The organism is Falsiroseomonas sp. CW058, assembly GCF_050563535.1.
In the GTDB taxonomy this organism is placed as follows: Bacteria; Pseudomonadota; Alphaproteobacteria; order Acetobacterales; family Acetobacteraceae; genus Falsiroseomonas.
In genome coordinates this window covers 1-23,643 of the sequence record NZ_JBNXUO010000053.1, presented here as the reverse complement: position 1 = coordinate 23,643, position 23,643 = coordinate 1, and the positions used below count along the sequence as shown (strand labels likewise).

The window sequence follows — 23,643 nt, the reverse complement described above, 5'->3', positions numbered from 1 at the left end:
GGCGCGCGCGGGCGGCCCGCCCCGCCTTCGCCATTGGCAGCATCCCCGGCCCGTGCGTTCATGCGCGGGCCGGGCCAAGGACGAGGGAGAGGAACCTCCATGCGACGCATCGCCATCGCCGCGGGCGCGGCGCTGATCGGGATGGCCGCGCTGGCCGCCGCGCAGACGCCCGCGCCCTATGCCCCGGGCCCGCACAACATCGTGCTGCCGCCCGACTGGGAAGCGCGCTTCATCCGCTACGCCACGGTGGACAAGCCCGACCGCAGGATCATCCGGCACATGTACGTGAACCCGGACGCCTATGCCGCGACGCGGGCCGGCCAGCCCGCGCCGCGCGGCACGCTGCTGATCATGGCCGACACCCGCGCGCGGCTCGATGCGCAGGGCGTGCCGCTGCTCGACACATCCGGCCGCTTCATCCCCGAACCCGGCTGGATCGCGATCGGCGCGCAGCAGAAGGAAGCGGGCTGGGGCGAGGGCTACGGGGCCGACCAGCGCAACGGCGAATGGGAATACGCCGCCTTCGACGGCACCGGCGCGCGGCGCAACGTGCCGCTGGCCAACTGCTTCGGCTGCCATCTCGGCGCCCGCGCGGGGCAGGACTACACCTTCACCTATTGGGACCATGCGGAGGCGCGGCGGTGACCTTCAGCCTGGTCGGCCGCTGCGCGCGCACGGGGCAGTTCGGCGCCGCCGCCGCCACCTCGTCCCTCGCGGTGGGGGCGCGGGTGCATGCGGTCGCGCCGGGCATCGGCGCGGTGCTGACGCAGCACCGCACGGACCCCCGCCTCGGCCCCCGCGGCATCGGCCTGCTGCGGTCCGGCTGCACGGCGCAGCAGACGGTGGCGGCGCTGGTCGCCTCCACCCCCGACCACAAGTGGCGGCAGCTGGCCGCGATCGACGCGGCGGGGCGCACGGCGCATTTTCACGGCGCCAATGTGAAGCCCGAATCCGGCGCGGCGCACCGGGCGGACGTGGTCGCCATCGGCAACATCCTGTCCAGCGCGGCGGTGCCGGACGCGATGGCGGATGCCTTCGCGGCCGCGCCCGGCCTGCCGCTCGCCGAACGCCTGCTGCGCGGGCTGGAGGCGGGGGAGGCCGCGGGCGGCGAGCATGGCGATGTCCGCTCCGCCAGCCTGCTGGTCTTCGGCGCGCACGACTTCGCGCTGGTGGACCTGCGCGCGGACGGCCACGCGGCGCCGATCCCCGCGCTGCGCGCGCTGTGGGACGAATACGCGCCGCTGGTCGAAGCCTATGTCGTGCGGGTGCTTGACCCCGACAACGCGCGGGTGCTGTAGCCCGCCCACACGCAAGGGACATCGACCATGCCGGTGATCAACCGCCTCGCCGACCTCCAGCCCGAGATGCAGGGCTGGCGCCGGGACTTCCACCAGCACCCCGAGCTCCGCTTCGAGGAGGCGCGGACGGCGGCGCAGGTGGCGAAGCTCCTCGCCTCCTGGGGGATCGAGGTGCATGCCGGCATCGCGAAGACCGGCGTGGTCGGCGTGCTGCGCAACGGCGATTCCGGCCGGTCCATCGGCCTGCGCGCCGACATGGACGCGCTGCCGATGGAGGAGGCGACGGGTCTGCCCTATGCCTCGCGCAATCCGGGGCGGATGCATGCCTGCGGCCATGACGGGCACACCGCCATGCTGCTCGGCGCCGCGCGCTACCTGGCGGAGACGCGGAACTTCGACGGCACCGTCCACTTCATCTTCCAGCCCGGCGAGGAAGGCGGCGCGGGCGCGAAGGTGATGATGGACGAGGGGCTGTTCGGCCGCTTCCCCTGCGACGCCGTCTACGGCCTGCACAACGACCCGACCCTGCCGCTCGGCGAATGCGACATCCGCGACGACGTGATGATGGCCGCGGCCGACCGCTTCCACGTCACCGTGCGCGGCGCGGGCGGCCATGCGGCGCGGCCGCATGGCGGCATCGACCCGATCGTGGTGGGGGCGCAGATCGTCACCGCCCTGCAGACCATCGTCGCCCGCCGCGTCGACCCGCTGGAGAGCGCGGTGATCAGCGTGACGCAGTTCCATTCCGGCACGGCGGAGAACGTGATCCCCGACGAGGCGATGCTGCTCGGCACCGTGCGCACCCTGGCGCCCGCCGTGCAGGACCTGGTGGAGGCCACGATGCGCCGCGTGGTGGAAACGACGGCCGCCGCCCATGACGCGGTGGCGGAATTCACCTATCGCCGCGGCTACCCGCCCACCATCAACCACGCCGACCAGGCCCGCCGCGCCGCCCGCGCGGCGGAGACGGTGCTGGGCGCCGGCCGCATCCACCGCGACAAGCCGCCGGTGATGGGCGGCGAGGACTTCGCCTTCATGCTGCTGGAACGGCCGGGCGCCTACCTCAAGCTCGGCCAGGCGCAGGGCGCGAAGGGCGCGGCCAATGTCCACACCGTGCAGTATGACTTCAACGACGACCTGCTGCCGGTGGGCGCGAGCTTCTTCGCCACCCTGGTCGAGCAGGAGATGCCGCGGGGCTGACGCCGTCCCGCACCCCGTCCGCCGGAAGGCGGGCGGGGCACCGCGCGCCCCGCTACCCCGCCGCGATCTCCTCGTATCGCCGCTTCCGGAACACATCCACCGTCGCCTGCGCCGTGCTGGCCGGCACGCCGAGCCGCTGCATCGCGTAGTCGGCCATGCCGAGCGCCACCTCCCGCTCTCCCATCATCACCAGGCCGACGCCTTCCTCCGCCTCCAGCAGCGTCGCCTCCTCCTCGCTGTGGGTGCGGACCACGGCATGGATGGCCGGGTTGGCGGCGCGGGCGAGGTCCAGCACCGCGCGCGCCTCCACCGCGCCGGGCAGCGCCACCACCAGCAGCCGCGCGCGCCCCGGCGCGGCGGCGGCGAAGACCTCGGGCCGCGTCGCGTCGCCCCACACCGCCGGGATGCCGTCCGCCACCAGGCGCTCGGCCATCGCGCGGTCCGCCTCGATGCAGATCATCGGCAGGTGGTGCCGCGCCAGCGCGCGCATGACGACGGACCCGACGCGCCCCGCGCCCACCACCACGGCATGGCCTTCCAGCACCGGCCAGGGCAGCGGCGCGGCGGACAGCGGCGCGTGGGCGGCGCCGCACCAGGCGGACAGCCGCGGCATCGCATCCAGCCGCGGCGCCAGCGCCTCCATCCCCCGCAGCACCAGGGGGGTCATCAGGATGCTGCCGATGGCGGCGGCCAGCACGGGGCCGCGCACCGTCTCGGGCAGGATGCCCTGCTGCACCGCCACCTCCACCAGCAGGAACGAGAACTCCCCGATCTGGCCGAGCGCGCCGGCGACGGTGACGGCGACCGCGGGCGGCACGCGCAGCGCCAGCAGCAGCAGCAGCGTCCCCCCGCCGACCGCCAGCATCACCGACAGGAAGGCGAGCACGGCGGCCAGCGGCTGCGCCGCCAGCGCGGCGGGGTCGAGCAGCATGCCCACCGAGACGAAGAAGATCGCGGCGAAGATGCGCTGCAGCGGCGTCGCCTCGGCCGCCGCCTGGTGGCCGACATCGCTCTCCCCCAGCACGACGCCCGCGAAGAAGGCGCCGAGCGCGAAGGACACGCCGAACAGCGCGGAGGCGAGGAAGGCGATGCCGAGCGCGGCGGCCAGCACCGCAAGCGTGAACAACTCGCGCGAGCCGCCGCGCGCGACGCGCACCAGCGCCCAGGGCAGCGCCCGCCGCCCCACCACCCACATCAGCACGCAGAAGGCCGCGAGCGAGACGCCCGCCTTGCCGAGTTCCCAGCCGAGCGACCCCTGCCCCTGCCCCTGCGCCCCGCCCCCCGCCACCGCCGGCAGCAGCACCAGGCCGAACACGACGACGAGGTCCTGCATCACCAGCCAGCCCAGCGCGATCCGGCCCGCGCGCCCGCCGAGCCGCCCGCGATCCTCCAGCGTCCGCGTCGCGACCGCGGTGGAGGAGATGGCGAGCGCGAGGCCGAAGGCCATCGCCGCCCCGGGCGCCAGCCCCAACACCCCGGTGCCGAGCGCGGCGCCGAGGGCGACCGCCAGCGCGATCTGCGCCAGCGCGCCCGGCACCGCCACGCGCCAGACCGCCAGCAGGTCGGCGGGGCGGAAATGCAGCCCGACGCCGAACAGCAGCAGCGCCACCCCCACCTCCGCCATGGCGGACACCATGCCGCGTTCCGCGACGAAGCCCGGCGTGTAGGGGCTGATGATGATGCCCGCCGCGATGTAGCCGATCAGCGCCGGCAGGCGCAGCATCCTGGCCCCCGCCCCCAGCAGGAAGGCGAGCAGGATGCACGCGACGAGCGTCGCGAGCATGAGGTTCGGGCCGTGATGCATGCCGCCAGGATACCCGCGGGGCGCCGCTTCGGCCACCGCGCGCGGGCGGTTGCGGGGCGCGGCCGTCGCCGCCACCATGGCCGCATGCGACCCCCCGAGGCCCACCGCCTGGTCCACCACCGCGGCACGCTGCTCGCCTGGGACCCGCCCGCCGCGCGGCCGGGCGCGCCGGCCCTGCTGCTGCTGCACGGCGCGGCCTGCGGCGCCTGGGTGTGGGACGAGGGCTTCGGCGCGCGGCTCGCGGCCGGCGGCCATGCGGTCTTCGCGGTGGAATTCGGCCGGGGCCGGGCCGGCGCGCCGGCGGGGCTGGCCGACTTCGCCGAGGATGTCCGCTCGGCCCTCGGCGCCATCCGCCGGCCCGCGGTGCTGGTCGGCCATTCGCTCGGCGGCCTCGTCGCCCAGCGGCTGCTGCCGGAGGCCGGGGTCGCGGGGACGATCCTCCTCGCCCCGGTGCCGCCGGAGGGGATGGCCTGGTGCAACTGGCGGCTCGCCATGGCGGACCCGCCGCTGTGGCGGGCGGTGGCGCGCCTGTCGGAACCGCGGCCGGGCCCGTCCGACGCCGCGGCGCTGCGCCGCGCCCTGTTCTCGGCCGCGGTGCCGGAGGCGGCGGCGCTGCGCCACCTGCGGCGCATGGGCGGCGAGAGCCGGGTGGCGCTGCTGGAAGCGCAGGCGCCGCAGGCGGTGGCGCCGGCCTGGGGGCTCGGCAGGCCCTGCGTCGTCCATGGCGCGCGGCGCGACCCGCTGGTGCCGGCCGATGCGGTGGTCCGCACCGCCGCCTGGCACGCGGCGCCCTTCGCGCTGACCGACGGCACCGGCCACCTGATGATGCTGGACCAGGGCTGGGACGCGCTGGCCGATCGCCTGCTGGCCTGGCTGGAGGAGGCATTCCGATGACCGAAGCCGTTCTCGTCACCGGCGGGTCGGGCGGCATCGGCCGCGCCATCGCGCGGCGCGCGGCGGAAGCCGGCTGGCGGGTGGTCAACCTCGACCTGCACCCGCCCGCGGCGCCGCTGCCGGTCGAGGATTTCGTCGCCTGCGACGTCTCCGACCTCGGCGCGACGCGCGCGGCGCTTGCCGCCATCGCGGAGCGTCACGCGCCGACGCGGCTGGTGAACAATGTCGGCATCGTCCGCCCCGCCAGCCTCGAGGAGACGCGGGCCGAGGACCTGGCGGCGGTGGTGGAGGTGAACCTGCGGAGCGCCGTGCTCGCCGCGCAGGCCCTGCTGCCGGCGATGCGGGCGGCGCGCTTCGGGCGGATCGTCAACATCGCGTCCCGCGCCGCGCTGGGGAAGGAGTTGCGGACCTCCTACGCGGCCAGCAAGGCGGGGCTGCTCGGGCTGACGCGGACCTGGGCGCTGGAACTGGCGGCCGACGGCATCACGGTGAACGCCATCGGCCCCGGCCCGATCGCGACGGAGCTGTTCCGCCGCGCCAACCCCGACAACAGCCCGAGGACGCGCGCCATCATCGAAGGCGTGCCGGTGAAGCGGCTCGGCACGCCCGAGGACGTGGCGCATGCCGCCGCCTTCTACCTCGACGAGCGGGCCGGCTTCGTCACCGGCCAGACGCTCTATGTCTGCGGCGGGCTCACCGTGGGGCTGGCCGGGGCATAGCGCGGAACAGCCGCGCCGCCACCGGCCAGAGCAGCCCCGCCGCCGTCACCGCGAACAGCACCAGCGCGATCGGCCGGCCGAGGAAGCCGCCGAGGTCGTCGCCGAAGATGATGAGGCTCTGCTTCAGCGTCTCCTCCACCATCGCGCCGAGCACGAGGCCCATGATCAGCGGCGCGGGGGAGAAGCCGGCGCGGCGGAACAGGAAGCCCACCACCCCCGCCACCAGCATGACATACACGTCGCCCATCGACTGGTTCGGCCCGTAGGCGCCGATGACCGACAGCGCGAAGACCGCGGGCCAGAGGAAGGCGGGCGGGATCAGGCTGATGCGGGCGAAGAGCCGCGCCATCGACAGCCCCATCACCAGGTAGAAGACGTTGGCGGCGAGCATGGAGGCGAAGACGGCGTAGAGCAGGGTCGGCTGTTCGGTGAACAGGTGCGGCCCCGGCCGCACGCCCTGCACGATCAGCCCGGCGAGGATGATGGCGGTGGTCGCGCTGCCTGGGATGCCGAGCGCAAGGGTGGGCACCATGGACCCGCCGACGGCGGCGTTGTTCGCGGCTTCCGGCCCGGCCACGCCCTCGATGCTGCCTTTGCCGAACTCCTCCTTGTGGCGGGACCAGCGGCGCGTCTCGTTGTAGCCGATCAGCGCGGCGGTGGTGGCGCCGAGCGCGGGCAGCGCGCCGATGAAGGTGCCGATGCCGCTGCCGATCCAGATGGAGCGGTTGCACTTCCGCATCTCCGCCCAGCCCGGCACGCGGGCGGCGTCCATGCTGACGATCTTCGCCTTCCCGTGGCGCTGCGCCGCCTGGTCCAGCATCTCGCCGACCGCGAAGAGGCCGATCAGCACGGGGACGAAGCCGATGCCGTCCGACAGTTCGGTGATGCCGAAGGCGAAGCGTTCGACGCCCGTGGTCAGGTCCATCCCCACGGTGGCGACGAGCAGGCCGAGCGCGGCGGCGATCAGGTTCTTCACCGCGCTGTCGCCGCCGATCGCCGCGCACATGGACAGCCCGAACAGGGCGAGCGCGAAATACTCCGGCGGGCCGAAGGAATAGGCGGCGCGCGCCAGCATGGGGGCGGCGAAGATCAGCACGACGACGCTGACGATGCCGCCGATGGCGCTGCTGATCGCGGACATGCCGAGCGCGAGCCCCGCCTGCCCCTTCTCGGCCATCTTGTAGCCCTCGAGCGCGGTGGCGCTGGCCGAGGGGTCGCCCGGCGCGTTGACCAGGATCGCGGTGATGGAGCCGCCGAAATTGGCCGCGCAGTAGATGGCGCCGAGGAAGCAGATCGAGGCGATCGGCCCCATGCTGATCGTCATCGGCAGCAGCAGCGCGATGGTGGTGGACCCGCTGATGCCCGGCAGCGCGCCCACGAAGATGCCGAGCACGGTGCCGAGCAGCACCATCGTCATGATGTAGGGGTCGGCGAGGATCGTCAGACCGCCGAGGAAGCCTTCCATGTGCCTCAGTTCCCGAACAGCAGCCCGCCGGGCAGGGTCAGCCGGAAGACCTTCACGAACACGATCCAGAGCGACAGGGTGAAGCCGCCCGAGACCGCGAGCAGCAGCGGCAGCCGCCGCTCGCCCCACAGCCAGCCCGCGGCCACCATGAAGGCCGCGATGGCGCCGAGCAGCCCGACCAGGCCCATCGCCGGCAGGAACAGCAGGCAAGCCGCGTAGATCGGCAGGCCGGGCGCGAGGCGCGGCGCTTCCTCCGCCGCCGGCCCCGGCTCCTGCAGGAACAGCAGCACGGAGAGGCCGAGCAGCACGGCGCAGATCAGGCGGGGAAACTCCACCGCGCCGAGGCCGGGAAGGCCGGGCGGCACCGGGTCGAACCAGTAGGTGCCGGCGAAGGCGAGGCAGGCGGCGGCGGCGACCAGCCCCGCCGCGATGCGGTTGCCATGGCCCCCCCGCAGCGGCGCGGTGGAGGCCTTCACCGGAGCAGCCCGAGCGCGGTCAGCGCCTCCCGCCCCTCGTTGAAGAAGCCCTCGAGCTGCGCGGCCCAGGCCTGCCGGCCGGTGACGCTTTCGGGGGACTGGCCGGTATTCTCCAGGTAGCCCTTGTAGACCGGCCCCGACATGGCGCGGATCAGCCCCTGTTCCAGCCGCGCCACCCGGTCCTCCGGCGTGCCCTTCAGCACGCAGTAGCCGCGCACGGTGGCCGCGGTGGTGTTGATGCCGAGTTCCTTGCCCGTGGGCACGTTCGGGTAGCCGGGCAGGCGGTTCTCCGACAGGACCATCAGCGGCCGCACCTCGCCCGAGCGGAGCTGCGATTCGGCCTCGCCCGGGTTGACCAGCGCGGTGTCGATGTTGCCGCCGACGAGGTTGATGACGATCTCGCCGCCGCCGCGGAAGGGGACCAGGGTCGGCTGCTGCAGCCCGGCAGCGCGGCCGAAGGCGAAGATCGCGACATGGTCCACCCCGCCGACATGCGTGCCGCCGAAGCGGAGCGAGCGGGCCCGCCCGGCCGAGAGCAGCTCGTCCGGCCCGCGCAGGGGGCTGTCGCGGCGGACCAGGACGAACATCGGGTCCTCCGTCGCGCGCGCCACGGGGATGAGGTCCGAGAGCTGCGGGAGGCTGCGGTTGCGCAGCTGCGACAGCAGGTGCGTCTGCGTCACCAGCAGCAGCGTGTGGCCGTCCGCCGGCTTGCCGGCCACGTATTGCAGCGCCTGCGCGCCGCTGCCCGCGGTGCGGTTCACCACCGTGAATTCCTGCCCGAACTCGGCCGGCGCCTGCACCATCATCATCCGCACGGTGATGTCGGTGCCGCCGCCGACGCCGGCATGCGTCACCACCTCCACCGTGCGGGAGGGGAAGCGTTCCTGCGCGCGGAGGCTAGGCGCCGCGAGGATCGCGCCGCCGGCCGCGAGCAGGCCGCGGCGGCGCAGGATGGGGCTGTTCATCTTCGTTGTCTCCCTTGGACGATGCAGTAGCCGGCGTCTCCGCCGACGCCGTGTCGGTGGCCCTGAAGCGGCGCTTGCCGCCGGCGATGTGCGCTTCCCCCGCCGCGCGCGCGGCCGCGGCGTCGCGGGCGGCGATGGCGCGCAGGATGGCGGCGTGCTCCGCGTTGCTCTCGCGCATGTTCTCGGGCTCGACCAGGGCGCGGCGGCGGAACAGGTGCAGCTCGTTGCCGAGCTCCTCGTAGAGCCGCCGCGCGCGGGGGCCTGCGCCATGCGCGAGCAGGGCGGCGTGGAAGTCGAGATTGGCGGCGTAGTAGGCGGGCGCGTCGTCGGCCCGCCACGCCTCGTCCATGCGCTTCACCAGAGTGCGCAGCGCGGCGAGCTGCGCGGGCGCGGCCGCCTCCGCCAGCCTCGCGCAGGCAAGTCCGGTCAGCGCCGCGCGCAGGTCGTAGATCTCGAGCGCCTCCTCCGCGCTGACCTGGCGGACATAGCTGCCCTGGTTGCGCACCGCGACGACCAGGCCCGCCTTCTCCAGCCCGCGGACGGCTTCGCGGACCGGCCCGCGGGAGACGCCGAGGCGGGCGGCGAGCTGCTGTTCGTTCAGCCTCTCGCCGGCCGGGAGGGCGCCCGAGAGGATCAGCCGCTCGATCTCCTGCCCGACGAGGGAGGCGAGCGAGCGGGTGCGCACGATGTCGAGCGCGCTCGGCCCCGGCGGCATGCGGTCGGCGGTTCCCTCCATCCCGGCAGGCTGCCGCCGGAGACTGTCATCTGTCAACAGTTTGCGCCCGGCCCCGCCGGTGCTAAGCAGGGGCCGTCACGCAAGGAGACGTCCATGCCCCAGGCATCGACCGCGCTGTCCCGCTTCACCGTGCTCGACCTCACGCGCGTGCGCTCCGGCCCGACCTGCGTGCGCCAGCTGGCCGACTGGGGCGCCAACGTCATCAAGATCGAGCTGCCGCCCGCGCTCGACGAGGGCGACCCGATGGGCGGCCCGCGCCACGGGTCCGACTTCCAGAACCTGCATCGCAACAAGCGGGCGATGACGCTGAACCTGAAGTCGCCGGACGGCGTCGCGCTGCTGAAGAAGCTGGCGGAGAAGGCGGACGTCATCGTCGAGAATTTCCGCCCCGACGTGAAGACGCGGCTCGGCATCGACTACGAGGCGATGGCGAAGGTGAACCCGCGCATCGTCTACGCCTCGATCTCCGGCTTCGGGCAGGACGGCCCCTATGCCGGCCGCCCCGGCTTCGACCAGATCGCGCAGGGGATGGGCGGGCTGATGTCCATCACCGGCCTGCCGGGCCAGGGGCCGGTGAGGGTCGGCATCCCGATCGCCGATCTCTGCGCCGGGCTGTTCGCCGCGCAGGGCATCATGATCGCGCTGCTGGAGCGCGAGGTGTCCGGCAAGGGGCAGTGGGTGCAGTCGTCGCTGCTGCAGGCGCAGATCTTCATGCTGGATTTCCAGGCCAGCCGCTGGCTGATGGAAGGGCAGGTGCCGAAGCAGGCGGGCAACAACCACCCGACCTCGATCCCCACCGGCGTCTTCCAGACCAGCGACGGCTACATGAACATCGCCGCGTCGGGGAACAAGATCTGGGAACGCTGCGCCCGCGCCATGGGCCGCGACGACCTGCTGGCCGACGAACGCTACAAGACCGCCGCCGGCCGCAGCCAGCACCGGGACGAGCTGAATGCGGAGCTGGAGAGGACGACGCGCAGCAACACCACCGCGCACTGGGTGGATGCGCTGAACGGTGCCGGCGTGCCCTGCGGCCCGATCTACAAGGTGGACGAGATGTTCGCCGACCCGCAGGTGCAGCACCTCGGCATCGCGCAGAAGCTGAACGGCGGCAACCGCGGCGAGGTCGCCTATGTCGGCCAGCCCATCACGCTGTCCCGCACGCCGTCCGGGATCGTCGCGCACCCGCCCGAGCTCGGCCAGCACACGGACGAGATCCTGGCGGAGATCGGCCTCGACAGGGCGACGATCGACGACCTGCGCGCGCGGCAGGTGATCTGAGGCCGGCCGCGGGGCCGCGGATGCGGCCCCGCGCGCAGGAAGGTCCTGCGACCCGCGCGGAGCCGCGCAGGCGCGAAGCCGGGGGCCGCCGACGTGGCCCGCCCGGCGCTTGAGGGAGAAGACAATGGACGGCATGCTCGTCACCGGCACGGAGAAGATGCTTGCCCGCAAGGCGGACGGCATCGGCTGGATGACCTTCAACAACCCTGAACGCCACAACGCCGTCTCCATGGAGATGTGGCAGGCGGCCGAACGCATCCTGACCGACTTCGCCGCCGACCCGGCGGTGCGCGTCGTCGTGGTGAACGGTGCCGGCGGCAAGGCCTTCGTCTCCGGCGCCGACATCTCGAAGTTCGAGAGCGAGCGCGCGAGCGAGGAGGCGGTCGCCGCCTACCAGGCGCAGACAGCGAAGGTGTACGACCTCCTCGCCGGCTGCCCGAAGCCCACCATCGCCATGATCCAGGGCCACTGCATCGGCGGCGGCACGGCGCTGGCCGTCTGCTGCGACATGCGCATCTGCGGCGAGACGGCGAGCTTCGGCGTGCCCGCCGCGAAGCTCGGCCTCGGCTATCCGCTGTCGGGCATCCGGCGGCTGGTGGACCTGGTCGGGCCGTCCTTCGCGAAGGAGATCTTCTTCACCGCGAAGCGCTGGCCGGCCGAGGATGCGCGCATCATGGGGCTGGTGAACCGCGTGGTGCCGAACGACGCGCTGGAAGCCTTCGTGCTGGACTATGCGAAGACCATCGCCGGCAACGCGCCGCTGACGGTCGGCAGCGTGAAGGTCATCGTCGCCGAGGCGCTGAAGGACCGCGGCGCGTCGGACGAGGCGCTGTGCGACCAGATGGTGAAGGCCTGCTTCGCCAGCGAGGACTACATCGAGGGCCGCCGCGCCTTTATGGAAAAGCGCCCGCCGCAGTTCAAGGGGAAGTAGTGCCTTCCCCTTCCGCCCCGGTGGCGGGGATGGCGCAGGGTCTGTAGGCTCGCCCGGTGATGCACGCCTCGCGCCGCCCGTGCGGCACGGGGCGGTGCCAACCGGAAGGGATTCCCCGATGACCACCCCGACCCGCCGCGCCACGCTCGGCGCGGCGATGGCGCTGGCCCTGCCGCCCGTCGCGCGGGCACAGGCCCCCTGGGCGCCGACGCGCACGGTCCGGCTGGTGCTGCCCTTCGCGCCGGGGGGGCTGACCGACATCCTCGCCCGCGCCGCGGCGGAACAGCTCCAGGCGCGCATCGGCCAGCCGGTGGTGGTGGAGAACCGCGCGGGCGCCGGCGGCAACCTGGCGGCGGAAGCGGTGGCGCGCGCCGCGCCGGACGGCCACACGCTGCTGGTCGCGACGCAGGGCATCATCGCCATCAACAAGGCGCTCTACGCGCGGCTGCCCTACGACCCGGATGCGGAGTTCACGGCCATCGCCATGCTGGCGCAGCAGCCGAACCTGCTGGTCGTCTCGCCGCGCGCCCTGCCGGAGGTGACGGATGTGGCGGGGCTCGTCGCCCGCATCCGCGCGACGCCGGGGGGGATGCCCTATGGCTCGAACGGCGTCGGCTCCTTCACGCATCTGTCGATGGAGCTGTTCCGCGCGGCGGCGGGGCTGGAGATGACGCATGTGCCCTATCGCGGCAGCGCGCCGCTGCTGACGGACATGGTTGCGGGCACCATCCCCGTCGCGCTCGACGGGCTCGCCACCTCCGCCCCGCAGGTGCGCCCGGGCGGGGCGCTGCGGGCCATCGCGGTGACCAGCGGGCGGCGCTTCCGCGCCATGCCGGACCTGCCCGCCGTCGCCGAGACCCTGCCCGGCTTCGATGCCAGCCCCTGGTACGGCATCTTCGCGCCATCCGCCCTGCCGGAGCCGGTACTGGCCGGGCTCGAGGCCGCCTTCCGCGCCGTGCTGGAAAGCCCCGCCTGGGCGGCAGTGCTGGCGCAGCGCGAGGCCGACGCGATGCCGCAGGGCCGCGCCGCGCTCGCGCCCCTGATGGCGCGCGAACGCCAGACCTGGCGGGAGGCGGTGCAGCGTTCCGGCGCGCGGGCAGAGTGATCCTCGACGCGGCCATCGCCTGGGCGCTGCCCGGCCCGCCGGAAGGCAGCGCGGCGGCGGCCAAGGCGCGGCTGCTGCTGCTCGACAGCCTCGGCTGCGCGCTGGCCGGGCTCGGCCATCCCCGCGTCGCCGCATTCGCGGGCGCCATGCAGGGCGCCTTTCCCGGCACGGTGGCGCTGGCCGGCGCGCGCCTTGCGCCCGGCGCGGCGGCGGCGGTGCTGGCCGCCGCGACCTGCTGGGACGAGGCGAATGAGGGCCTGGCCCGCGCGCATGGAAGGCCGGCGCTGCCGGTCGCCCCCCTCGCGCTCGTCGCGCGCGCGAACGGCACCGCGCCGCGCGACGCGCTCGCCGCTTTCGCGCTGGGCTACGAGGTCGCGGCGCGGGCGGGGGAGGCCTGGCGGATCCGGCCCGGGATGCATGTCGACGGGTCGTGGCACAGCCTCGGCGCCGCGGCCTGCGCGGCGCGGCTGGCCGGCGCCGACCCGGCGCGCGCCGTGCGCCTGGCGGCATGCCAGATCCCCTTCGCGCTCTATGCCCCGATCGCGGCGGGGATGGACGGGCGCAACAGCTACCCTGGCCATGCCGTGCTGCTCGGCCACCTGGCCGCCGCGGCCGCGGCGGCCGGCATGGACGCCCCCGCCACGGGCTTCGAGGAGGCGCGGCGCCTCGCGCTCGGCCATGAGGTGCCGGCCGCCGTCGCGCCGCCCGGGGCCTGGCTGCTGGAGGAAGCCTATCTCAAGCCCTTCGCCGGGGTGCGCCACGCGCATTACGCCGCCGCCGCCGCGCTGGCGTTGCGCGGGCGCGCCGGCGCCGACCCACGGCGCATCACGCTGTCCACCTATGCCGAGGCGCTGCGCTATGCCGGCAACCGCGCGCCGCGCGCCGCCATCGCTGCGCAGTTCAGCCTCAGCTGGGCGGTCGCCGCGGCGCTGGTGCAGGGCGACCTGGGCCCCGCGGCCTATACGGACGCTGCGCTGGCCGATCCACGGCTGCGCGCGCTGGAAGCGCGGGTCGAGCTGGCCGAGGATGCGGCGCTGACGCAGGCCGGCCGGCGGGGCGCGACCCTGACCCTCGACGGCGAGAGCGCGACCATCACCGGGATCGCCGGCGATCCCGGCCAGCCGATGACCGAGGCCGAGGCGGTCGCGAAGTTCACCCGCCTCGCCGCGCCGGCGCTCGGCGCGGCCGGCGCCGCGCGTGCCATCGCCGCGCTTCTGGCGGACGCGCCCGCGGAGGGGCTGTTCGGATGACCGACATCCTGATCGCCGGGGCCGGGCCGGTGGGCCTGACGCTGGCCCTTGCCCTGCACCGCCGCGGCATCGGGGTTCGCGTGCTCGAGAAGCGCGAAGGGCTGTCCTCCGCATCGCGCGCATCGACCTTTCACCCGCCGACTCTCGATGCGCTGGACGCGCTCGGCGTGCTCGCGCCGCTGCTGCCGGGCGGCGTGCGGGTGAACCGCATCCTGTGGCGGCGGGTGGACAGCGGCGCCTCGGCCACGGTCGATCTCGCAATCGTTTCACGTGAAACACGTTTCCCGCATCGCTGGCACAGGGAACAGCACTACCTCACGCCCGCCCTGCTGGCCGCGCTGCCACCCGGCACCGTGCGCTTCGGGGCGGGCGTGGAGGCGATGGAGCAGACCGATGCCGGCGTGACGCTGCGCTGCGCGGATGGCAGCGCGCATCGCGGCCGCTACGCCATCGGCTGCGACGGCGCGTCCGGCGCGCTCCGCGCGCTGGCCGGCATCGGGGTGGAGGCGAGCGACTACGCCCATCGCGTGCTGCGGCTGCTGACGCCCCTCGACCTGCGCGCGCATGTCCCCGACCTCGACGGCCTCGGCTACCTGCATGACGCGGCGGGGTCCTGTTCGCTGCTGCGGATGCCGGAGGTCTGGCGCCTGATCTTCCGCATCCCGCCGGAGATGCCGGACGAGGCGGCGATGGAGGAGGACCATGCCCGCGCCCGCATCGCGCGCTTCCTGCCGGGGCTGCGCGACATGCCGGTCGCCGGGCGCGACGTCTACGGCGTGAAGCGCGCCATGGCGGTGGCGTATCGCGCCGGGCGGGTGCTGCTGGCGGGCGACGCCGCGCATCTGACGAACACGCGCGGGGGGATGAACATGAATGCCGGGGTACATGACGCGATGACGCTCGCCGCCACGCTGGGCGCCGTGCTGCGGGGGGCGTCCGATGCGCTGCTGGATGCCTGGGCGGCGGCAAGGCTCCACGTCGTGCGCGAGGCGCTGCTGCCCCGCACCGATGCGCGCGTCGCCGCCAGTCCCGGCGACGAGGTGGCACGCATGGCCGCCCTCACGCCGGAGCAGGCGCGGGCCTGGGCGCGCGAAGCCTGCATGCTCGACATCGCCCGGATCGGCGCCCCCGGATGACCCATCCGCCGCGCCGCTGGCACCCCACGCATCGGGTCGGGCTGCTCGCGCCCTCCGCCAACCCCGCGGTCGAGCCCGAGCTGCGCCACCTGCTGCCGCCTGCGGCCGCGCTGCACGTCACCCGCCTGCCGGTGATGCCGGGCACCACGCTGGAACAGCGCAACGCCGCCTATCCCGCAGCTACCGAAGCCGCGCTCGGCGATTTCGGCGCGCTGCGGATGGATGCCGTCATCCTCGGCCTCACCGGGCCGAGCTACGCGATGCCCCCGGTCGAGGACGGCGCCTTCCAGGATCGGCTTTCCGCCGCCGCGGGGGCGCCCGCGATCCTAGCCTCCCGCGCCATCGCCGAGGCGCTGGCGGCGCTCGGCCGGCCGCGGCTGCTGCTGTTCTCGCCTTATCCCGGCTGGCTGACCGAACGCGCGGAGCGCTACTGGGCAGCGGCGGGGTTCGGCCTGATGGAGTCCTTCAAGGTGTCCGACACCTTCCGCGCCTATGACCTGACGCCGGAGGAGGTTGCGGACGGGCTGGGCAGGCTCTCGCCACCCGCGGACTGCGCGGTGCTGATCTCCGGCACGGGTGCGGCGACGCTGGACGCGATGGAATGGATGCGGGACCGGGTCGGCGCGCCGATGGTCTCCTCCAACCTCGCCTGCGCCTTCGCGGCCTGCCGCCGGCTCGGCCTGCCGGCCACGGAAGCGCTGCGGGCCTGCTGCCCGGAGCTGGCGGCGAAGCTGTAGGGAACGGGCCGCAGGGCCGCTGTCCGGGGAGATTTCCAGCGGGACAGGGCTGGATGCGGCCGGAAGGTGGCCCCTGTGGCGGGCGCCCGGAGGCGCGCCACGGGCGGGGGGCTACTTCCCGCGGGCCTTCTTCGCGGCTTCGCGGTTCTCGCGCATCGTGCGCTGCGCGGCGGCGAGCGCGAGGGCGCGCTGCTTCACCTCGGCCTCGCGCAGGCGGGCGCGGTTGCGGGCGTCGATCTCGGCGGCGCGGGCGATCGCGGCCTCCTCGGCGGCCTTGCGCTCGGCCTCGCGGCGGGCGGCCATCTCGGCGGCCTCGCGCGCGGCCTTCTCGGCGGCGATGCGGGCTTCCTCGGCGGCCTTGGCGGCCGCACGCTCGGCGTGGCGCTGGGCGCGCGCGTCGGCAAGCGCCTTCTGCTCCGCGAGCTTGCGCTGGAATTCCGGATCTTCCATCCGCGCCTTCATCGCCTGGAACTTCTCGGCGGTGGCCTTGCGGGCGTCAGCGGCTGCGTTGCGCCGCTCATTGAAATCGAACAGCTTCTTTGACTGCATGGTGGCCATGTAGCGGCCGCGGCGCGATCGGCCAAGGGGGGAATGCCAGCGTCCGGCGCAACCCTCTCCATCAATTCACGAGGGTGACGCCGCTGTCCCGCACCAGCGCCGCCCAGCGCGCCACCTCCGCCTGGTGGAAGGCGGCGAAGGCCGCGACGGGCATCGTCTCCACCCGGAAGCCCGCCGCTTCCAGCCGGCCGCGGATCGCCGCATCGCTCAGCGCCGCCCCGGTGGCGGCCTGCACCCTGTCCAGCACGGCCGGCGGCGTGCCCTGGGGCGCGAAAAGCCCGAACCACGCATCGCCCGAGACGTAGTCGTAGCCCAGCTCCTTCAGGGTCGGCACCTCCGGCACGTCGGGGAAGCGGCTGTCGCCGCCGACGCCGAGCGCCCGGATCCGCCCATCGGCCGCCAGGGCGGAGACGCTGGCCCAGGTCGCCATCATGAAGTCCACCACCCCCGCCACCAGGTCCTGCGCCGCCGGCGCCGCGCCGCGATAGGGCACATGCGTCGCGTTCATCCCGTTCCGCCGGGCGAAGGTCTCGCTCATCAGGTGGGAGGAGGAGCCGGCGGAAGGCGAGGCATAGGACAGCCCCCGCCCCGGCCGCCGCCCCAGCTCCACCAGCTCCGCCACGCTGCGCGCGGGGGACGCGGCGGGCACCACCAGCGCATGCGGCGCGCGGGCCACCAGCGTGATGGCGGCGAAGCCGGCGGGGTCGTAGGGCAGGTTCGGGATCAGCGCGCCGTTCGTCCCATGCGTCTGGTTGTTGCCGAGGACCAGCGTGTGGCCGTCGGGCGGGGCGCGGAACACCTCCTGCGTGCCGATCACGCCGCCGCCGCCGCCGCGGTTGTCCACCACCACCTGCTGTCCCCAGGCCTCCTGCCATTTCGCCGCGATGGCGCGGGCCAGCACATCCGTCGTGCCGCCCGGCGGGAAGGGCACGACCAGCCGCACCGGGCGCCACGGGAAGGCCGGCTGCGCGCGGGCCGGCAGGGTGGCCAGGACGGGCAGGGCGAGGACGGCACGGCGAAGGGGCATTCGGGGGCCTCGGGCGAAGGATGCGGTCCGCCCGATGTTGCCGCAGCGCGCCGATTGCGGCACAGGCTTTCTTCACCCATGGCGATCCATGTCTTCCTGCACGTCCCGAAGACCGCCGGCTCCTCGCTGCGGACGGTGCTGTCGCGCCAGTACGGGGCGCGACACGTCCTCTACTACGACCTTCCGGCCGGCGACCGCCGCCCCCTGCCCGAGATCGAGGCCGAGCTGCGCCAGCGCCTCGGCAAGCGCCAGGCGCGGCTGATCACCGGCCACCAGTTCCTCGGCATCCACCAGGTGCTGCGGGTGCCCTGCACCTACTTCACCATGCTGCGGGACCCGATCGACCGCGTCCTGTCGGAATACTTCTACGCCTTCACCTATCCCCACCACCGGCTGGGGGAGGCGATCACCTCCGGCCGGCTCTCGCCGATGGAATTCCTCGCCTCCCCCCGCCACGCCCAGCCCGCCGCGCAGGCCGCCCAGCTCGCCGGCCGCGCCACGCGGCCGGTGGTGGAGGCGGCGATCGCCAACATCGACCACGCCATCGCCGCCGTCGGCATCGCGGAGGAGTTCGAGCGGTCGCTGCTGCTCATCGCCCGGCGCCTCGGCTGGGCGCCGCCGCTCTTCGTCGCGCGCAACGTGACGCGGCTGGACCCGGCCCAGGCCGAGGCCCGCGCGGCGGCACGACGGGAAGCGGAAGCCCACCGCCCGCTCTACGCGCCCGACGCCGCCGTCCATGCCGCGGCCCGCCGCCGCTTCGAAGCCGACATCGCCGCGGAAGGCCCGGCCTTCGAAGCCGCCTTCGCCGCCTTCTCGGCCCTCCAGGCGCAGCTCGCGGCGCGCGCCGGCGACCAGGTCTATGACCGCTACGAATTCCGCACCGACGACGAACTGCCCCCCTTCGCCGCCGAACTGAGGCAGAGCGACGAATACCGCGCCGTGGAAGCCTTCCTCGCCGCGCCGCGCCCGCCGGACCGGCGCATCCTCAACTGCGCCGGGGCGATCGAGTCGCTGGAGGATGGCGTGCTGCGCGGCTGGGCCCTGGACCTGGCCGACCCGGCCCCGGTCACCGTCCGGCTGCTGTCCGGCGGGGAGGTCCTCGCCGCCACCCGCGCGCAGCTGCGGCGCCCGCCCGAAGCCGACGGGCCGGGTGGCTTCTCCGGCTTCCGCCTGCCGCTGCCGCCGGGCCGGAAGGATCTGCGGCTGGTCTTCGGCGAAACCGCGATCGCCGTGCCGGACCCGGCGCGCCTGCTGCCATGAGGGTCACCGTCCTCGGCGCCGGCGCCGTCGGCGGGATGCTGGCAGCGGGCTTCGCCGCCGGCGGGGCCGAGGTGTCGCTGCTGGCGCGCGGCGCCACCCTGGCCGCGCTGCGGCGGGACGGGCTGGTGCTGCGGGACGCGGCGGGGGAGAGGCGCCTCGCCCTGCCGGCCTCGGACGACCCCGCGGCGCTGCCGCCAGCCGACCTGCTGGTGCTCGGCCTCAAGGGGCACGACCTGCCGGCGGCCTTGCCGCTGATCCGCGCCGCGCTGCGGCCGGGCACGCGGCTGCTCTCCGCCCAGAACGGCGTGCCCTGGTTCTTCCTGCAGGGCTTCGGCGGCCCGCTGCGCGACGTGGCGCTGGACAGCGTGGACCCCGGCGGCGCGCTGGCGGCGGCCCTGCCCGCCGGCCGCGTCCTGCCCATGGTGGTCCATGCCGCCGCGACGGCCGAGGCGCCGGGCGTGGTGCGGCTGGTCAAGGCGGACCGCCTGCCCGTCGGCGGCAAGGCAGGGCCGCGCGACCGCGCCGTCGCCCTGCTGCGCGCCGGCGGCCTGCCGGCCGAGGCGAGCGACGACATCCGCGGCGAGATCTGGCGCAAGCTCTGGGGCAATTCCAACATGAACCCGCTGAGCGTGCTGTGCCGCGCCACGCTGTCCGACATGCTGGAGGATGACGGCGTGCGCGGCCTGGCGGAGGCGATGATGCGGGAGATGGACGCGATCGGGCAGCGGATCGGCCTCGCGCCGCTCGACGACGTCGCGGCGCGGATGGCGGTCACCCGCCGCCTCGGCGCCTTCCGCACCTCAATGCTGCAGGACTGGGAGGCGGGGCGCCGGCTGGAACTCGGCCCCGTGCTCGGCGCGCTGGTGGAGATGGCCGACCGGCTCGGCGAGCCCGCCCCGGCGATGCGCGGCGTCCACGGCCTGGTGCGGCTGCTGGCGGCGCGGCGGTGACGGACCCGATCACCCTGGCCGGGGGCCATGCGGCGGCGCCGCGCGCGATCGGCGCGCGGGACATCACGCGCGACCCGCTGGCCGCCTGCCTCGATCCCGCGACGACGCTGGTGGTGGCGGAAGGCGGCTTCGATGCGCTGCGCGACCTGGCCGCCCTGGCCCGCGCCTGCGGCGTGGCGCTGGCGGTGCGACCCGCGGGCGACCTGATGGAGGCGGTGCGGGTGGCGGCCGCGCTCGATGCCCATGTCGCGACGGACCGGCCCCTGCCGGGGCTGCCCGCCCCGCCGCCCGATGGCCCGGCGCGGGTGGTGGAGGTGGCGGTCCACCGCATCGCCCTGCCGCTGCGGCACCTTTATGTCAGCTCGATGTACGTCACGCCCCGGCAGGACCGCACGCTGGTCGCGCTGCGGCTGGCCGATGGCACGACCGGCTGGGGCGAGACCAACGGCTCGCCGGACTGCGCCGCGCTGGTGGCGGGGATGGCGCGGTCCTGGATCGGCCGCGATGCGCTGCACGACCGCGCGGCGCAGCGCCGCCGCTTCGCCCGCATCGGCTTCGACAACCGCCACGGCCGCAACGGGCTGGCCGCGCATGCCGCGCTCGACCTCGCGGCCTGGGATGCCGGCGGGCGGCATCTCGGCCTGCCGCTGGCGGCGATGCTGGGGCAGGCAGCGCCGCTGCGCCCGGTGCCGGTGGCCTGCCCCCTGCCCGCCGCCGTGCCCGGGCGCGCGATGGACCGCGCCGGGATCACCGCCCACATGGCCGACACCGCCCTTGCCGGCCGAGTCGCCGAACTGGCCGCGGAGATCGCGGAGGCGCACGGCATCGCCGCCTTCAAGTACAAGTCCGCCGCCACCGGCCTCGCCTGGGACGTAGCCGCCCTGTCCGCGCTGCGCGCCCGCCTGCCCGCCGCCCGCCTGCGCTGCGACCCGAATGCCGCCTATTCCACCGAGGAGGCGCATCGCCTCATCGAGGCCACGGCCCCCCTCGCGCTCGAATTCCACGAGGACCCGACCGACGGGATCGAGGCCTTCGCCCGCCTCCACGCCGCCGGGGCGCAGCGGCTTGCCACCAACATGTGCGTCATCGCGCCGGAACACCTGGCCGCGGCGCACCGGGCGGGGCTGGCGGGCCTGGTGGTGCTGGCCGACATCTTCTACTGGGGCGGCATCGGCCCGCTGCGGGATGCCGCCGCCGCCGCCCGGCTGCTCGGCCTCGTCCCCGCGCTGCATTCCTTCTACGAGAGCGCGGTCGCCACCGCCGCCAACCTCCACCTCGCCCAGGCGCTCGGCCTCGATGCCGCGCACCCCATGGACTGCGGCACGACCTCGCTGGCCGAGGACGTGGTCGCGCCCGGCACGCTGGAGGTGCGGGGCGGCCTGCTGCGCGGCCCCACCGGCCCCGGCCTCGGCCTCGCGCCAGACCCCGCGCGGCTCGCAGCCCTGGCCATTGCCCCGCCGGTGATGATTCGGGGGCCCTGACCCGCTATATCCCCGGCCATGAGCGACACCACGGCCCTCGAGGACGTCGCGCGCGAATCCGCGCGGCGACGCACCTTCGCGATCATCGCCCACCCCGACGCGGGCAAGACCACGCTGACCGAGAAGCTGCTGCTGAAGGGCGGCGCCATCCAGCTGGCGGGCGCCGTGCGCGCCAAGGGCAATGCCCGCCGCACCCGGTCGGACTGGATGAAGATCGAGCAGGACCGCGGCATCTCCGTCGCGACCTCGGTCATGACCTTCGAACGCGCGGGCGTGGTCTTCAACCTGCTCGATACGCCGGGCCACGAGGACTTCTCCGAGGACACCTACCGCACGCTGACCGCGGTGGACGCGGCGGTGATGGTGCTCGACGCCGCCAAGGGCATCGAGAGCCAGACCCGCAAGCTGTTCGAGGTGTGCCGCCTGCGGGACATCCCGATCGTCACCTTCGTCAACAAGATGGACCGCGAGGCCCGCGACCCCTTCGAGCTGATCGACGAGATCGAGAAGACGCTGGCGCTGGACGCCGCCCCGGTCGCCTGGCCGGTCGGCCGCGCCAGCACCTTCTGGGGCACCTACGACATCCTGGCGAAGCGCCTGATGCCGGTGGACGCGACCGAGGAGGAGGGCATTCCCGTCTCCGGCCCCGACGACCCGAAGGTCGCCGAAGCGGTCGGCGCGGAACGCGCGGCCGCGCTGGCCGAGGAGGTGCTGCTGGCGGAAGCCGGGCTGAACGCCTTCGACCTCGACGCCTTCCGCCAGGGCACGCTGACGCCGGTCTTCTTCGGCTCCGCGCTGCGCGACTTCGGCGTGGGGCACCTGCTGGAAGGCCTGTCGCGCTTCGCCCCCCCGCCCGGCGCCCGCCCCGCCGACCCCCGCGCGATCGAGCCGGAGGAGGCGCGGCTGACCGGCTTCGTCTTCAAGGTCCAGGCGAACATGGACCCGAACCACCGCGACCGCGTCGCCTTCGTGCGGCTGTGCAGCGGGCGGCTGACCAAGGGCATGCGGCTGCGCCAGGTCCGCACCGGCAAGCAGGTGCCGGTGAACGCGCCGCTGTTCTTCTTCGCGAAGGAACGCCAGGTGGCGGAGGAAGCCTGGCCCGGCGACGTGGTCGGCATCGCCAACCACGGCACGCTGCGGATCGGCGACACGCTGACCGAGGGCGAGGAGATCAACTTCCGCGGCGTGCCGAGCTTCGCGCCCGAGATCCTGCGCCATGTGCGGCTGGAGGACCCGATGCTGGCCAAGAAGCTCCGCACCGCGCTCGACCAGCTGGCCGAGGAGGGGGTGGTGCAGATCTTCCGCCCGCTCGACGGCTCTCCTCCCCTGGTGGGCGTGGTCGGGCAGCTACAGCTCGACGTGCTGCAATCCCGCCTGAAGGTGGAATACGGCGTGCCGGCGGGCTTCGACGCCACGCGCTGGCAGTCGCTGCGCTGGATCGCCGGCGACAGGGCGCAGGTGGAACGCTGGGCCGCGACAAACCGCGGCGACACCGCCCAGGACCATGACGGCGAGTATGTCGCGCTGTTCGGCAGCGACTGGCGGCGGAAACGGGCGGAGGAGGATTTCCCCGCGCTGAGGTTCCACGCCGTGCGGGAACAGCACGGCCTGGTGCAGATGGCGCGGTAGGCGCTTCCCCCGCCCTCCTGCAGGGGGCGGGACGCGGCGCGCCGCTACCGCGCCTCGGCGACCTGCACCATCCGCTGCACATCGCGCTCCAGCAACCGGGCATGGAGGGCGGCCTGCGCGCGCAGGCCGCCGCGCACCCCGGCATGGACCTGGCCCAGGCTGAGATGCCGCCCCTTGCGGGTGACGAAGACGCTGCGGTTGGCCTCCAGCGCCTCCGCTCCCACGATGTCCGACGCCCGCCGCGACGGCGCGCGGGCCATCTCCCGCAGGAAGCGGCGTGCGCCCAGCGGGCCCAGGAAGTGGACGAGGTAGAGATCGGCCTCCGTCACCTCCCGCCCGAGCAGGCGGGCGAGCGGCGCCCTCTCGCGCTCGATGCGGGCCATGGCCATGGCGGTCGACAGGAAGGGATCGTCGCGCAGCGCCAGGATCGCGGCCAGCACCGACGGGTCGCGCGCCGAGATCTCGCCGCTGTCCGGGTCGGTGGCCAGGGCGGCGGCCTCGGCCCCCAGCCCATGCGCCGGCCCGTGGTCGCGCACGACCTCGAGCCAGGTCGAGCGGGTGAACTGCATCAGCCCGCGCGCCGAGGAGGCGGGGTTGCGGGCATCGGCGTCGAAGCGGCTCTCGCGCGACGCCAGGGCGAACAGCAGCACCCGGTCCGCGGGCCGGGACACCGCCACGGTCTGCAGCGCGGCCAGGACCTCGGGGCCGATCTCGGGAAGCGGCGCCGGCCGGGGCGGGGCG

Annotated in this window: 23 protein-coding genes; 15 read left to right on the top strand and 8 right to left on the bottom strand. The window is 74.6% G+C overall.

The genetic code is table 11. The features are described from left to right. The first annotated feature begins 99 nt into the window (after positions 1 to 99). The 3 genes from ACK8OX_RS24395 to ACK8OX_RS24385 are packed head-to-tail and all read left to right on the top strand — an operon-like array spanning position 100 to position 2,498. Positions 100 to 645, top strand: coding sequence for a cytochrome P460 family protein (locus ACK8OX_RS24395; RefSeq protein ID WP_430666885.1), 546 nt, complete (start codon positions 100 to 102; stop codon positions 643 to 645). Then, positions 642 to 1,298, top strand: a complete 657-nt coding sequence (locus ACK8OX_RS24390) for a DUF1028 domain-containing protein (RefSeq protein ID WP_430666884.1) — start codon at positions 642 to 644, stop codon at positions 1,296 to 1,298. Before ACK8OX_RS24395 ends, ACK8OX_RS24390 begins: the two co-directional genes overlap by 4 nt. Before the next feature lie 27 nt (positions 1,299 to 1,325). Further along, on the top strand, positions 1,326 to 2,498 hold the full coding sequence (locus tag ACK8OX_RS24385; protein ID WP_430666883.1) for a M20 aminoacylase family protein: 1,173 nt from the start codon (positions 1,326 to 1,328) through the stop codon (positions 2,496 to 2,498). Between the two features lie 52 nt (positions 2,499 to 2,550). Here the strand turns inward: ACK8OX_RS24385 and ACK8OX_RS24380 are convergent, their stop codons facing one another. After that, positions 2,551 to 4,302, bottom strand: a complete 1,752-nt coding sequence (locus tag ACK8OX_RS24380; RefSeq protein ID WP_430666881.1) for a cation:proton antiporter — start codon at positions 4,300 to 4,302, stop codon at positions 2,551 to 2,553. 84 nt (positions 4,303 to 4,386) lie between these two features. Between ACK8OX_RS24380 and ACK8OX_RS24375 the strand changes: the two genes are divergently transcribed. Both ACK8OX_RS24375 and ACK8OX_RS24370 read left to right on the top strand, forming a co-directional pair. Further along, the gene (locus ACK8OX_RS24375; protein WP_430666880.1) at positions 4,387 to 5,196 is read left to right on the top strand and encodes an alpha/beta hydrolase; all 810 of its coding nucleotides are present in this window, start codon (positions 4,387 to 4,389) and stop codon (positions 5,194 to 5,196) included. Further along, entirely contained in the window at positions 5,193 to 5,915 is a 723-nt protein-coding gene (locus tag ACK8OX_RS24370) for an SDR family oxidoreductase (RefSeq protein WP_430666879.1), read from the top strand. Before ACK8OX_RS24375 ends, ACK8OX_RS24370 begins: the two co-directional genes overlap by 4 nt. Here the strand turns inward: ACK8OX_RS24370 and ACK8OX_RS24365 are convergent. The 4 genes from ACK8OX_RS24365 to ACK8OX_RS24350 are packed head-to-tail and all read right to left on the bottom strand — an operon-like array spanning position 5,890 to position 9,557. Continuing rightward, entirely contained in the window at positions 5,890 to 7,380 is a 1,491-nt protein-coding gene (locus tag ACK8OX_RS24365; RefSeq protein WP_430666878.1) for a tripartite tricarboxylate transporter permease, read from the bottom strand. The genes ACK8OX_RS24370 and ACK8OX_RS24365 overlap by 26 nt on opposite strands. A gap of 5 nt (positions 7,381 to 7,385) precedes the next feature. Beyond that, positions 7,386 to 7,856 carry a tripartite tricarboxylate transporter TctB family protein gene (locus ACK8OX_RS24360; RefSeq protein WP_430666877.1) on the bottom strand — a complete coding sequence of 157 codons (471 nt, stop codon included), beginning with the start codon at positions 7,854 to 7,856 and terminating at the stop codon, positions 7,386 to 7,388. Then, on the bottom strand, positions 7,853 to 8,821 hold the full coding sequence (locus tag ACK8OX_RS24355; RefSeq protein WP_430666876.1) for a Bug family tripartite tricarboxylate transporter substrate binding protein: 969 nt from the start codon (positions 8,819 to 8,821) through the stop codon (positions 7,853 to 7,855). Before ACK8OX_RS24355 ends, ACK8OX_RS24360 begins: the two co-directional genes overlap by 4 nt. After that, positions 8,754 to 9,557 carry an FCD domain-containing protein gene (locus tag ACK8OX_RS24350; protein ID WP_430666875.1) on the bottom strand — a complete coding sequence of 268 codons (804 nt, stop codon included), beginning with the start codon at positions 9,555 to 9,557 and terminating at the stop codon, positions 8,754 to 8,756. Before ACK8OX_RS24350 ends, ACK8OX_RS24355 begins: the two co-directional genes overlap by 68 nt. A 93-nt stretch (positions 9,558 to 9,650) precedes the next feature. Here ACK8OX_RS24350 and ACK8OX_RS24345 point away from each other — a divergent pair, with 93 nt between their 5' ends. The 6 genes from ACK8OX_RS24345 to ACK8OX_RS24320 all read left to right on the top strand — a co-directional run bounded on the left by ACK8OX_RS24345 (position 9,651) and on the right by ACK8OX_RS24320 (position 15,997). Continuing rightward, positions 9,651 to 10,838, top strand: a complete 1,188-nt coding sequence (locus tag ACK8OX_RS24345) for a CaiB/BaiF CoA transferase family protein (RefSeq protein ID WP_430666874.1) — start codon at positions 9,651 to 9,653, stop codon at positions 10,836 to 10,838. Positions 10,839 to 10,962: 124 nt separating this feature from the next. Next, positions 10,963 to 11,769 carry an enoyl-CoA hydratase gene (locus ACK8OX_RS24340; RefSeq protein ID WP_430666873.1) on the top strand — a complete coding sequence of 269 codons (807 nt, stop codon included), beginning with the start codon at positions 10,963 to 10,965 and terminating at the stop codon, positions 11,767 to 11,769. A 118-nt stretch (positions 11,770 to 11,887) separates the two neighbouring features. Beyond that, the gene (locus ACK8OX_RS24335; protein WP_430666872.1) at positions 11,888 to 12,874 is read left to right on the top strand and encodes a Bug family tripartite tricarboxylate transporter substrate binding protein; all 987 of its coding nucleotides are present in this window, start codon (positions 11,888 to 11,890) and stop codon (positions 12,872 to 12,874) included. Beyond that, positions 12,871 to 14,124 (top strand): MmgE/PrpD family protein, encoded by a 1,254-nt coding sequence (locus tag ACK8OX_RS24330; RefSeq protein ID WP_430666871.1) that lies wholly within the window; start codon positions 12,871 to 12,873, stop codon positions 14,122 to 14,124. Before ACK8OX_RS24335 ends, ACK8OX_RS24330 begins: the two co-directional genes overlap by 4 nt. After that, positions 14,121 to 15,260 (top strand): FAD-dependent oxidoreductase, encoded by a 1,140-nt coding sequence (locus tag ACK8OX_RS24325; RefSeq protein WP_430666870.1) that lies wholly within the window; start codon positions 14,121 to 14,123, stop codon positions 15,258 to 15,260. Before ACK8OX_RS24330 ends, ACK8OX_RS24325 begins: the two co-directional genes overlap by 4 nt. 260 nt (positions 15,261 to 15,520) lie before the next feature. After that, positions 15,521 to 15,997, top strand: coding sequence for a hypothetical protein (locus ACK8OX_RS24320; protein WP_430666886.1), 477 nt, complete (start codon positions 15,521 to 15,523; stop codon positions 15,995 to 15,997). A gap of 111 nt (positions 15,998 to 16,108) precedes the next feature. On the opposite strand, the gene ACK8OX_RS24315 is transcribed toward ACK8OX_RS24320, so the two are convergent. After that, the gene (locus ACK8OX_RS24315) at positions 16,109 to 16,555 is read right to left on the bottom strand and encodes a DUF6481 family protein (protein WP_430666869.1); all 447 of its coding nucleotides are present in this window, start codon (positions 16,553 to 16,555) and stop codon (positions 16,109 to 16,111) included. A gap of 61 nt (positions 16,556 to 16,616) precedes the next feature. After that, positions 16,617 to 17,582 carry a Bug family tripartite tricarboxylate transporter substrate binding protein gene (locus tag ACK8OX_RS24310; protein WP_430666868.1) on the bottom strand — a complete coding sequence of 322 codons (966 nt, stop codon included), beginning with the start codon at positions 17,580 to 17,582 and terminating at the stop codon, positions 16,617 to 16,619. Positions 17,583 to 17,660: 78 nt separating this feature from the next. Here ACK8OX_RS24310 and ACK8OX_RS24305 point away from each other — a divergent pair, with 78 nt between their 5' ends. From ACK8OX_RS24305 to ACK8OX_RS24290, 4 genes are read left to right on the top strand one after another with little or no spacing between them, the layout of a single operon-like run. Beyond that, positions 17,661 to 18,842, top strand: a complete 1,182-nt coding sequence (locus ACK8OX_RS24305) for a sulfotransferase family 2 domain-containing protein (RefSeq protein WP_430666867.1) — start codon at positions 17,661 to 17,663, stop codon at positions 18,840 to 18,842. Then, complete coding sequence (locus tag ACK8OX_RS24300; protein ID WP_430666866.1) at positions 18,839 to 19,792, top strand: 2-dehydropantoate 2-reductase; 954 nt, start codon at positions 18,839 to 18,841, stop codon at positions 19,790 to 19,792. The genes ACK8OX_RS24305 and ACK8OX_RS24300 overlap by 4 nt, the downstream gene beginning before the upstream one ends. After that, positions 19,789 to 21,273 carry a mandelate racemase/muconate lactonizing enzyme family protein gene (locus ACK8OX_RS24295; RefSeq protein WP_430666865.1) on the top strand — a complete coding sequence of 495 codons (1,485 nt, stop codon included), beginning with the start codon at positions 19,789 to 19,791 and terminating at the stop codon, positions 21,271 to 21,273. The genes ACK8OX_RS24300 and ACK8OX_RS24295 overlap by 4 nt, the downstream gene beginning before the upstream one ends. Positions 21,274 to 21,291: 18 nt before the next feature. Further along, positions 21,292 to 22,902: a peptide chain release factor 3 gene (locus ACK8OX_RS24290; protein ID WP_430666864.1), complete on the top strand. Its 1,611-nt coding sequence runs from the start codon at positions 21,292 to 21,294 to the stop codon at positions 22,900 to 22,902. A gap of 44 nt (positions 22,903 to 22,946) precedes the next feature. On the opposite strand, the gene ACK8OX_RS24285 is transcribed toward ACK8OX_RS24290, so the two are convergent. Next, the coding region (locus ACK8OX_RS24285; protein WP_430666863.1) for a transglycosylase SLT domain-containing protein at positions 22,947 to 23,643 on the bottom strand (697 nt) is incomplete at its 5' end.

Excerpts from the sequence above, each read along its gene's own strand:
- ACK8OX_RS24350 (WP_430666875.1), bottom strand. The coding sequence starts at position 9,557 with ATGGAGGGAACCGCCGACCGCATGCCGCCGGGGCCGAGCGCGCTCGAC.
- ACK8OX_RS24345 (WP_430666874.1), top strand. The coding sequence starts at position 9,651 with ATGCCCCAGGCATCGACCGCGCTGTCCCGCTTCACCGTGCTCGACCTC.
- ACK8OX_RS24380 (WP_430666881.1), bottom strand. The coding sequence starts at position 4,302 with ATGCATCACGGCCCGAACCTCATGCTCGCGACGCTCGTCGCGTGCATC.
- ACK8OX_RS24290 (WP_430666864.1), top strand. The coding sequence starts at position 21,292 with ATGAGCGACACCACGGCCCTCGAGGACGTCGCGCGCGAATCCGCGCGG.
- ACK8OX_RS24305 (WP_430666867.1), top strand. The coding sequence starts at position 17,661 with ATGGCGATCCATGTCTTCCTGCACGTCCCGAAGACCGCCGGCTCCTCG.
- ACK8OX_RS24395 (WP_430666885.1), top strand. The coding sequence starts at position 100 with ATGCGACGCATCGCCATCGCCGCGGGCGCGGCGCTGATCGGGATGGCC.
- ACK8OX_RS24315 (WP_430666869.1), bottom strand. The coding sequence starts at position 16,555 with ATGGCCACCATGCAGTCAAAGAAGCTGTTCGATTTCAATGAGCGGCGC.
- ACK8OX_RS24335 (WP_430666872.1), top strand. The coding sequence starts at position 11,888 with ATGACCACCCCGACCCGCCGCGCCACGCTCGGCGCGGCGATGGCGCTG.
- ACK8OX_RS24310 (WP_430666868.1), bottom strand. The coding sequence starts at position 17,582 with ATGCCCCTTCGCCGTGCCGTCCTCGCCCTGCCCGTCCTGGCCACCCTG.
- ACK8OX_RS24375 (WP_430666880.1), top strand. The coding sequence starts at position 4,387 with ATGCGACCCCCCGAGGCCCACCGCCTGGTCCACCACCGCGGCACGCTG.
- ACK8OX_RS24355 (WP_430666876.1), bottom strand. The coding sequence starts at position 8,821 with ATGAACAGCCCCATCCTGCGCCGCCGCGGCCTGCTCGCGGCCGGCGGC.
- ACK8OX_RS24370 (WP_430666879.1), top strand. The coding sequence starts at position 5,193 with ATGACCGAAGCCGTTCTCGTCACCGGCGGGTCGGGCGGCATCGGCCGC.
- ACK8OX_RS24300 (WP_430666866.1), top strand. The coding sequence starts at position 18,839 with ATGAGGGTCACCGTCCTCGGCGCCGGCGCCGTCGGCGGGATGCTGGCA.
- ACK8OX_RS24365 (WP_430666878.1), bottom strand. The coding sequence starts at position 7,380 with ATGGAAGGCTTCCTCGGCGGTCTGACGATCCTCGCCGACCCCTACATC.
- ACK8OX_RS24340 (WP_430666873.1), top strand. The coding sequence starts at position 10,963 with ATGGACGGCATGCTCGTCACCGGCACGGAGAAGATGCTTGCCCGCAAG.
- ACK8OX_RS24385 (WP_430666883.1), top strand. The coding sequence starts at position 1,326 with ATGCCGGTGATCAACCGCCTCGCCGACCTCCAGCCCGAGATGCAGGGC.
- ACK8OX_RS24320 (WP_430666886.1), top strand. The coding sequence starts at position 15,521 with ATGCCCCCGGTCGAGGACGGCGCCTTCCAGGATCGGCTTTCCGCCGCC.
- ACK8OX_RS24325 (WP_430666870.1), top strand. The coding sequence starts at position 14,121 with ATGACCGACATCCTGATCGCCGGGGCCGGGCCGGTGGGCCTGACGCTG.